Origin of the sequence: Vibrio sagamiensis NBRC 104589 (genome assembly GCF_007990935.1) — a bacterium.
GTDB lineage: Bacteria > Pseudomonadota > Gammaproteobacteria > Enterobacterales > Vibrionaceae > Vibrio > Vibrio sagamiensis.
Window position 1 is genome coordinate 1 of record NZ_BJXJ01000070.1, and the last position, 7901, is coordinate 7901.

At 45.0% G+C, this 7901-nt stretch carries 6 protein-coding genes and 1 pseudogene; 6 read left to right on the plus strand and 1 reads right to left on the minus strand.

The window, feature by feature from the left end; all coding sequences use genetic code 11:
• From VSA01S_RS18780 to VSA01S_RS18805, 6 genes are all read left to right on the plus strand, one after another.
• On the plus strand, positions 1 to 500 hold a 500-nt coding region (locus VSA01S_RS18780; protein WP_147052749.1), incomplete at its 5' end, for a transposase.
• A gap of 22 nt (positions 501 to 522) precedes the next feature.
• Positions 523 to 3474 carry a hypothetical protein gene (locus VSA01S_RS18785; RefSeq protein WP_039983291.1) on the plus strand — a complete coding sequence of 984 codons (2952 nt, stop codon included), beginning with the start codon at positions 523 to 525 and terminating at the stop codon, positions 3472 to 3474.
• A gap of 273 nt (positions 3475 to 3747) precedes the next feature.
• Entirely contained in the window at positions 3748 to 4614 is an 867-nt protein-coding gene (gene cas1, locus VSA01S_RS18790; protein ID WP_158000796.1) for a CRISPR-associated endonuclease Cas1, read from the plus strand.
• Between the two features lie 8 nt (positions 4615 to 4622).
• Positions 4623 to 4910, plus strand: a complete 288-nt coding sequence (gene cas2 / locus VSA01S_RS18795; protein WP_050567463.1) for a CRISPR-associated endonuclease Cas2 — start codon at positions 4623 to 4625, stop codon at positions 4908 to 4910.
• Positions 4897 to 5478, plus strand: coding sequence for a CRISPR-associated protein Cas4 (gene cas4, locus VSA01S_RS18800; protein WP_039983290.1), 582 nt, complete (start codon positions 4897 to 4899; stop codon positions 5476 to 5478). Before cas2 ends, cas4 begins: the two co-directional genes overlap by 14 nt.
• A gap of 257 nt (positions 5479 to 5735) precedes the next feature.
• Positions 5736 to 7270, plus strand: a protein-coding gene (locus tag VSA01S_RS18805; RefSeq protein ID WP_371860813.1) for an IS3 family transposase whose coding sequence is annotated in 2 segments (ribosomal slippage) — positions 5736 to 6189 and positions 6189 to 7270 — 1536 coding nt in all. Because the reading frame shifts where the segments join, the coding sequence is not laid out codon by codon here.
• Positions 7271 to 7581: 311 nt separating this feature from the next.
• Here VSA01S_RS18805 and VSA01S_RS18810 read toward each other — a convergent pair.
• Positions 7582 to 7901: pseudogene (locus tag VSA01S_RS18810) on the minus strand (recombinase family protein); the annotation flags it as partial.

Here is a 7901-nt window from a genome sequence, read left to right on the forward strand (position 1 = left end):
CAAAGCGCAGCTGGAAAAAATCGCACTTTGCTGTTGGTGATGAACATATTATTCATGGCGCGATATTGACGAAGAAAGACACCATGGATTTTCAGGTTGTCGAGGAATTAAGTGAGCAAGTTGATGTGGAAGTTGACCATGTTTCAGCAGATAAAATGTACGATACCGATGACGTCTATGATGCCTTAACGAGCAAATTTCCAGAGAGTGACATAGCCATTCCTCCCAAAGAAAATCTGTATGCAGACGATGCTCATAACCCTAAAAGAATGAGCAATTTGGTAGCGTATTCTGACTTAGGTCCCATACGCTGGCAAAAGAAAAAACAGTATGGGAAACGGAATGTGTCAGAGAATGCGATGCAACGTTATAAAACAATGATAGGCCCAAAATTACACAGCAGAGACTTTGAAAATCAACAACAAGAACTGATGCTAGGCGCATCAATATTAAATCGATTTACCCAGCTTGGTATGCCCGAGAGCTACCGAGTCGCCTAGAGATATCAAAAGACAGAGAGGATTGAGTACGGAAACAAAGCCCTGGCAAGACGATGATAAACTATTGGCAATGTGTCGCCATAGGCCAAAGCAAATTAAACATCAAGGGCTGCAAGATGTGCGGGTGTTACTTGGATTGAATCAACAGCAATTGCCTAAAGAGGCGGTCTTAGGTCTAGATGGGAAAGTCGATTTGGGAGCCTACCTATTACAAGTCAAAGGGCTTAAGCAAGCTTGCGATGATGCTCGTAAAGCACAAAAGCAATGGGGTACAGAGCTAAACGATAACCTCACCACGGACAATACTCTGATTAAGCTCACTGCAAAGATCAAAGAACTTCTACCAGCACTGTGCCAGCGATTGAAGTTAGATAAGTCTTCAAGCTCTGCTTTCATCGAGCGTAATCAATCCATCTATCACTTCGCTCAGCTCTATCAAATGGCTTGGGGCGATCGCAATGGCTTTGCCAGTACTTGCCCCGTCTGCGCCACTGATAACGCAGTGCGAATGGCGGACAATTCGGGGCAAGCACAGGCTGTTAGGCTCAGTACACTAAGCATGCGCTTAATTGATGGCGGCCTCAAACGGCACTTAAACCACCAAGCCCATCATATTGCGAACCGGATTTGGGATAAGTTGCTTAAGCCTGCTTTGCTCAAAGGGGATAAGGTCACAATACCTTTGATCCTAGAGCAAAACCGTTTCGATTTTGCCGAAAATCTACATGTCCTCAAAGGCACACTTAGATCTAAAGGCCTCTCAGCACCAGATCAGTTTCAACCGAAGGTGGAGCGAATTAAGCAAGCGAGTCATAATGTTTGCCCTTACGACAAGCAAACCACAAAAATAGGTGATGATGGAGATGTCGATCATATCATTCCACGCAGTAGCCGTTACGGAACGCTCAATGATGAGGCGAACCTGATCTATGCCAGCCGTACTGGCAATCGACAGATAAAAGCTAATCGTGAGCTCACGCTCGCTAACCTCAGCGATGCCTATTTACAGTCTCAGTTCAATAAAGAGTTCCCAGAGGGCAATATTGATAGAGACGAAATTCAGCGCCTTATTGAGCAGCGCCTTACTGGTAAGCGCGCAGATATATTTAGCTTTGGTCGGTATCACCAATTCAGAGCTCTGTCACCAGAGAATCAAGTGGCATTTCGACATGCACTATTCTTACCAGCTGATCACCCTCTCAGAGCGCTGGTGATCAGTACACTTCAGCACCGAAGTAAAAACCGTGTCAATGGTACACAGCGCTTTATGGCCCAGCTTTTGGCCGATACGCTCTGGCAAAAGGCCAAAGAGCTGGGTAAGCAGGGCAACCTTGCTTTTGATTACTTTGAGGTCAGCAGCGACCCAAATAACGAAAACTCTACAGTTGCTCTGCGTCGACACCTTGAAAGTTCAACTTTGGCTGTCGGCTTTGATTTACGACCGTTCGCAAAACAAACGACTCAATCTCAACATGGTTATTCACATGTCATCGATGCCACGCTTGCATTCATGTTGAGTGTACAAGCGCACCCAAATGAAGGCGCTATGAAAATTCAGTTAGCAGAAAATGAGTCGATTTGGAGCCGAATCGATGACGATGGCACCTATCTCAATACCGCTTTTGAGCAAGTTGCCGTATTGCCAAAAGAGCTAAGCCCATTAGTGGAGGTTAAGCCGCGAGCAACACATACCAAAGTAAAACAATTGTTAGATGGAGCTAAACCTCATCAAGTTGTTAGTCGCCGGATCTTCAAGAAGAATGCGCTTGGTATTGAGTTTTATGACTTCAAAGATATTGCAGGTCAGTTGTTCCGAGGCTGGGTGACGATCGATAACGGGCAAGCCAAGTTCACAAAACATTCTGGTGACAAGTCCAAACCTGCAGACAAGAACCTAGATAAAATCCAGCGCTTGGTTGAATTAGGACTGTTTCGTTTACAGCGTCTCCAAGGTCTAGCTATTTACCGAGCGAACAAACAAGCTGTTCTAGGGTATATTTTTGATGCCCTATCTCAAGCAAAAGTTGCCCCGCAGCCAAATCAAGAGCAGTCGAAACTGGTCAGTTGGTTGCTAGGTAAGGGAGCAGGCAAACTCTACTACTACACAGCCAGAAAAGAACTCAAAAAGGCTCCAAGCGTCCTGAAGTCTAGGGGGCCAAACCCTTTCCAAGAGGAATGGTTGAGTTTCTACACTGGCTGGGAGCAAAGATCACAACTTCCCATCAAGAAAAATAAAGGCATGTTGGAGATTGCCAGCGATGAGCAAGCAAACTGGCAAACATATTGTGAGGCCTTTCTGAATAGGATACCTATCAAAGAAAACGACCAAGTGTTCCAGCCTGCACATACTGCCTTGCGAGATTTCACCATGCGAGCGCCAGGTACGCCGAGCGGGGTGCCATCTCTAATTCGAAAGATCTCTGGAGAGGGAACTAAGCGCTATCACATCATGGATATAAATACTCGTGTTCTTGGTGAAGAGCAGGCCCCTGCACTCGCAATCACTTCAGCAAATGTCGTGCTATTTGATAGGAATATCCTACAAAAAGGTTACATGGCCGATATAACACCTAAGCAAACGTTAGAGGCAATCGAGATCCCGATTGAGGCTGCCTTAAACTCCAAAAACTGCCAAGTTGCTGAGTTGGATCTCAAGCCAATTAAAGTCGTTATTGAAGCCAATAAGTTGCATATAAATAATATTGAACGTCAATGGTTTGAATCGAACTTACTGTTGAAAAACGAGGCGGTTGAAAAACCTTGGTGGGAAAAATCAAAGATCTTTTGCTCTGGGCAAACCAACGCAGAAGGTGACCATTCCATTGCCCAAGATAGTTTTAAAAAGCTACTCAAACGTAGCGCAAAGCATGATAAAGGGATGACACTAAAGGTAACGGATGAGACGGTGTCGGTGACATTAACTTTGGACAAAAAAGTGACTCAAAAAATCGTTGAGAATATGACCCAAGACTAAACACAAAAAGCGCCACTGGCGCTTTTTGCATTCAAGGGTGCGCGATGCAGAGCCTTGTTCATCGTTGACCGTAAAGTGATTCCAGCTTTACGGCTGACTTGTTGAAAGTCAATATTAACGTCTCATTAGAATAATGACAAGAGCAAGGATGTTATACATGCAGCATATCGTGATACAAGAATATGGAAAGTCACTTGGCGTCACCTCTGAGCGTTTGGTAGTCAAGGAAGGTAATTTTCGACCAAAGAAATTCCATTAAGAAAAATCAGTACATTGTCCATTCAAAAATCTGGGGTTAGTCTCTCTTCAAACTTACTCGCCGCATGTGCTAAATATGGGATAAAAGTGTTTATTGGCAACAGAGCCCAAGAGCTTTGTTGCCTACAAGGTAACGCCCAACATGTCGTCGTACAGAATCGTATTCACCAGTTTCGCTTCCTTGAAGAGGATAAACAGCGCTATCGTATTGCAAGAGCGTTTATCTATGGAAAGATCCGTAACCAACGAAGTACCATTTTGTACTTCCATAAACAAAAGTGCAGCGCAACAAAAAAAGCGGCAGCAGCAAGACTATCTGATGAGCTCGGACAGATATCAATTCAAGTCCGTGAGTTGCCCTACACTGACAAATGGAATGCCGTACTTATGGGTTTAGAGGGGCGAGCTGCTGCGAGTTATTGGCAAGTTTTGGGTGAATATCAGTGGTTGGGGCCAACTTTCCATGCCCGTATCGGTCGTGGAGCACAAGATCCAACCAACCAAGCACTAAACTATGGCTACGGGATCCTTAGTAGCGTGGTGTGGAATGCGCTGACTAATGCCGGTTTAGAAGTGTACTTAGGCGCTTTGCATGCTGTTAGGCCCGGTAAACCAGCTTTAGTGCTTGATGTCATGGAAGAGTATCGTGCTTGGGTGGTTGATCGCGCGGTGATTAAGTTAAGAAGCGAACTCAAAGGCGATGAGCTTAAACCGAAAACTCGCAAAAAGCTGACGGCTGATATTCTCTCAACACTCTCAAAACCAATCCTTTACAAAGGAAAAAAAATTCGCCTTGAGAGTGTCATTCAGCGTCAATGCTATCGCTTGTGCGGTATGTTTGCCGATGAGCGGAAGTATCGCCCGTTACTATTTCGTTGGTGAGGTGCAGGATGGCCAAAACAACAGAGGTGATAATTGCTTATGATATCGAAGATAATAAAACCCGAACTCGGTTATTCAACCAACTAAAAGATGTGGGGATGATATCGATTCAAAAATCTGTGATGTGGGGGCGCTTGCTGCCTGCGGATATCAAACTGGCGAAACGAATCTTATCGAGCGAAATAGAGAGTGGTAACGACAAAGTATTTATTCTTGTAAGTAAATTGTCCGAAAATGCTCAGTTTTATGGTTTAGCCCCAGATTTTGAGGAGTACGACGGCCATGGAATATTCTGATGACTTGATCCCTATAAGCCATATTCGCCAGTATCTATTCTGCCCACGGGTGCCATGGTTTAAGCATGTCATGCAATTTGAACCCCCAGAACAGGGCTGGGTGGCACAAGGTAAACGATGGCATGAAACCCATAAGTCTAATCATAAGAGGCGCTTTTGTAATTACCTATCACCACCAACAGAACGAACTCTGAATGCATATGTGGTGTCTACCCGTTTGAATATCCATGGCTACATAGATGAGCTGGTTACAAATGGTCAGCAGTCTGTGGTGATTGAGTACAAAGTGGATAGTGGCAAGCCGACTTTAGCGCAAAAACTTCAGTTGATAGCGTATGTGGTAGCGTTAGAAGAGTCGACCAATAAGGAAGTGGTGGCGGCGATTTTACTTAAAGGCAAAGCAACTAAACAATACAAGGTGACGGTTAATGACAAACTTAAGCATACGTTGTTAGAGGTACTATACGCCTTGCGAAAAACAATTGCTTCGCATCGGATGCCGAATTCGTCAGCATCATTAGCCCAGTGTGAGCAATGTGAATATCTAAGGTACTGTAATGATCGCTAGAGATACGATAACAATATTCGCAAAAAAAGGGCATTTGATGACATTCGATGTGTTTGCGAAAAAAATAAACGTAAAACCTCACTTAATATCCTAATCTACAAGGGATATTAAGTGGGGTTACACAGCCTATCTCAACAAGTCAGCCACTGAAACTCCCTCTTTAGCTTTTCTATAGCATCAATATTTCGGTTACCCCCCTCTGGCAGGATAGTTGTCACTGTTAAAAATTAACCAGTCAGGGCGTAAGTAGAATTCATTTGTCTCATTATTCTCCAGAAAGAAAAGAAGCCATACTCAAAAAATTGTTGCCGCCATATCCTCGCTCCATTTCGGAAGTGGCAAAAGAAGAAGGCATCCCTGAAGCGACACTGTACAATTGGCGTAAAGCATTGAGAGAAAAAGGGGCCGCAGTGCCTAATAAGAAAACATCGCCAGAACAATGGTCAGCACAAACGAAGCTCGCTGTCGTTGCTGAAACTTACACGATGACCGAGCATGAACTCAGTACGTACTGCCGTTCAAAGGGGCTCTACCCAGAGCAGATTCACACTTGGCGTGAAGAGTGTCTACACGGTTTTAGGTCATCGAAGGAAAAAGACGCTGAAGCGAAACAGCAGTCTCGAGCAGACAAACTGGAGATCAAAGCTCTGAAAAAAGAGCTTCGATACAAAGAGAAAGCCTTAGCTGAAACCAGTGCGTTATTAGTTCTGCGAAAAAAGCTGAGAGCCTTTTACGGGGAAGAGGACGAGGTCGATTAACGTCAACCGATGAAAGGCAAACGCTGATAAGTCTTATACATGAAGCGGTCGACAACGGCAGTCGCCTACCGAATGCATGTTTGGAAACGGAAATCGACCTAAGAACGTATCGAAGGTGGTATCAAGGCGGAGCAGTCCAAGAAGATCAGCGTCCACTGGCCGCTCGCCCAGAACCAGCGAATAAGTTAACGGAGAAAGAAAGGTCAGCCATATTGGACGTATGCAACGCGCCTGAATACGCAGCCCTTCCTCCAACACAAATCGTCCCTACGTTACTTGATAAGGGAGTTTACTTAGGCTCAGAGTCTACGTTTTATCGAACTTTAAGACAGGCAGGTCAGGTTGAGCACCGAGGACGTCAACGTGCTCGCAAGAAAGTGGCAAGACCGAGCAGTTATACCGCGACAGCACCGAAACAGGTGCTGACATGGGATATCACTTACTTGCCAGCAGCTGTGAGAGGCCAGCACTACTATCTGTACCTTATTGAAGACATCTACAGTCGAAAAATCGTTGGCTATGAAGTCTATGAGCAAGAGAGTGGTGAAAAAGCGTCTCAGCTCTTGCAGCGAACGCTCATGCGAGAGCAATGCTTTAATCAGGCGCTTGTGCTTCACTCGGATAATGGGAGCGCGATGAAGTCTTCAACGATGAAAGCCAAGATGGAAGAGCTTGGTGTGACGCCATCTTACAGTCGCCCACGAGTGAGCGATGATAACCCCTATGTAGAATCGTTGTTCAGGACGTTAAAATACGTCCCGAGCTGGCCGTCGAAAGGCTTTGCAAGCTTAGAAGAGAGCAGAGCTTGGGTAGACAGGTTCGTAGAGTGGTACAACAATGAGCATAAACATCGAGGACTGAACTACGTGACGCCATCAGAAAGACATGCGGGTAAAGATAGTGAGATCTTACAAAAAAGAGCAGCAGTCCTAGAGGTACGCCGAGAGCAAAATCCTGAACGTTGGTCAGGAGAAATTAGGAACTGCAAACCAGTTGGTAACGTTCATCTAAATCCAGAAAAAGAGGTTGCTTAATTAACAAGCAACTAGTGACAACTATCTTGAAAAACGCCGTTACACAGCCTATCTCAACAAGTCAGCCACTGAAACTGTTAATAAATAAAATGGTATATGCCACGAAGGGGGAGTTACACAGCCTATCTCAACAAGTCAGCCACTGAAACAAATCAAACGCAAACGTGGTCGAATGATGATCAGGTTACACAGCCTATCTCAACAAGTCAGCCACTGAAACAACTAAGTCGAACTTGGTTTAGCGTGTCATCTGGCAGTTACACAGCCTATCTCAACAAGTCAGCCACTGAAACTTACCAAGCATTCTACGATTAACCCTCACGCTCAGCTTTCATCTTCTTAACCACACGCACAACTGTCCTAGCAGAGACACCAATCATCTTGGCCGTTTCGTTGATGCTCATCTGGTTATCAACTCTGAGCTTGTAGATTTTTTCATGCAGCTCAAGGTCTGGCTTCCTACCTTTGTATTTCCCTTCGTTCATAGCCTTCTCGATGCCTTGCTTTTGGCGGCGACGTCTATCTTCATAATCCTTTCTAGAAATCGCGGCCAACATGTCCATCATCATGTTGTTGATGGCCTTGATCATCGAGTTGGTGAATTCATCAGAAATTTCTGGAGCTAGGGCGA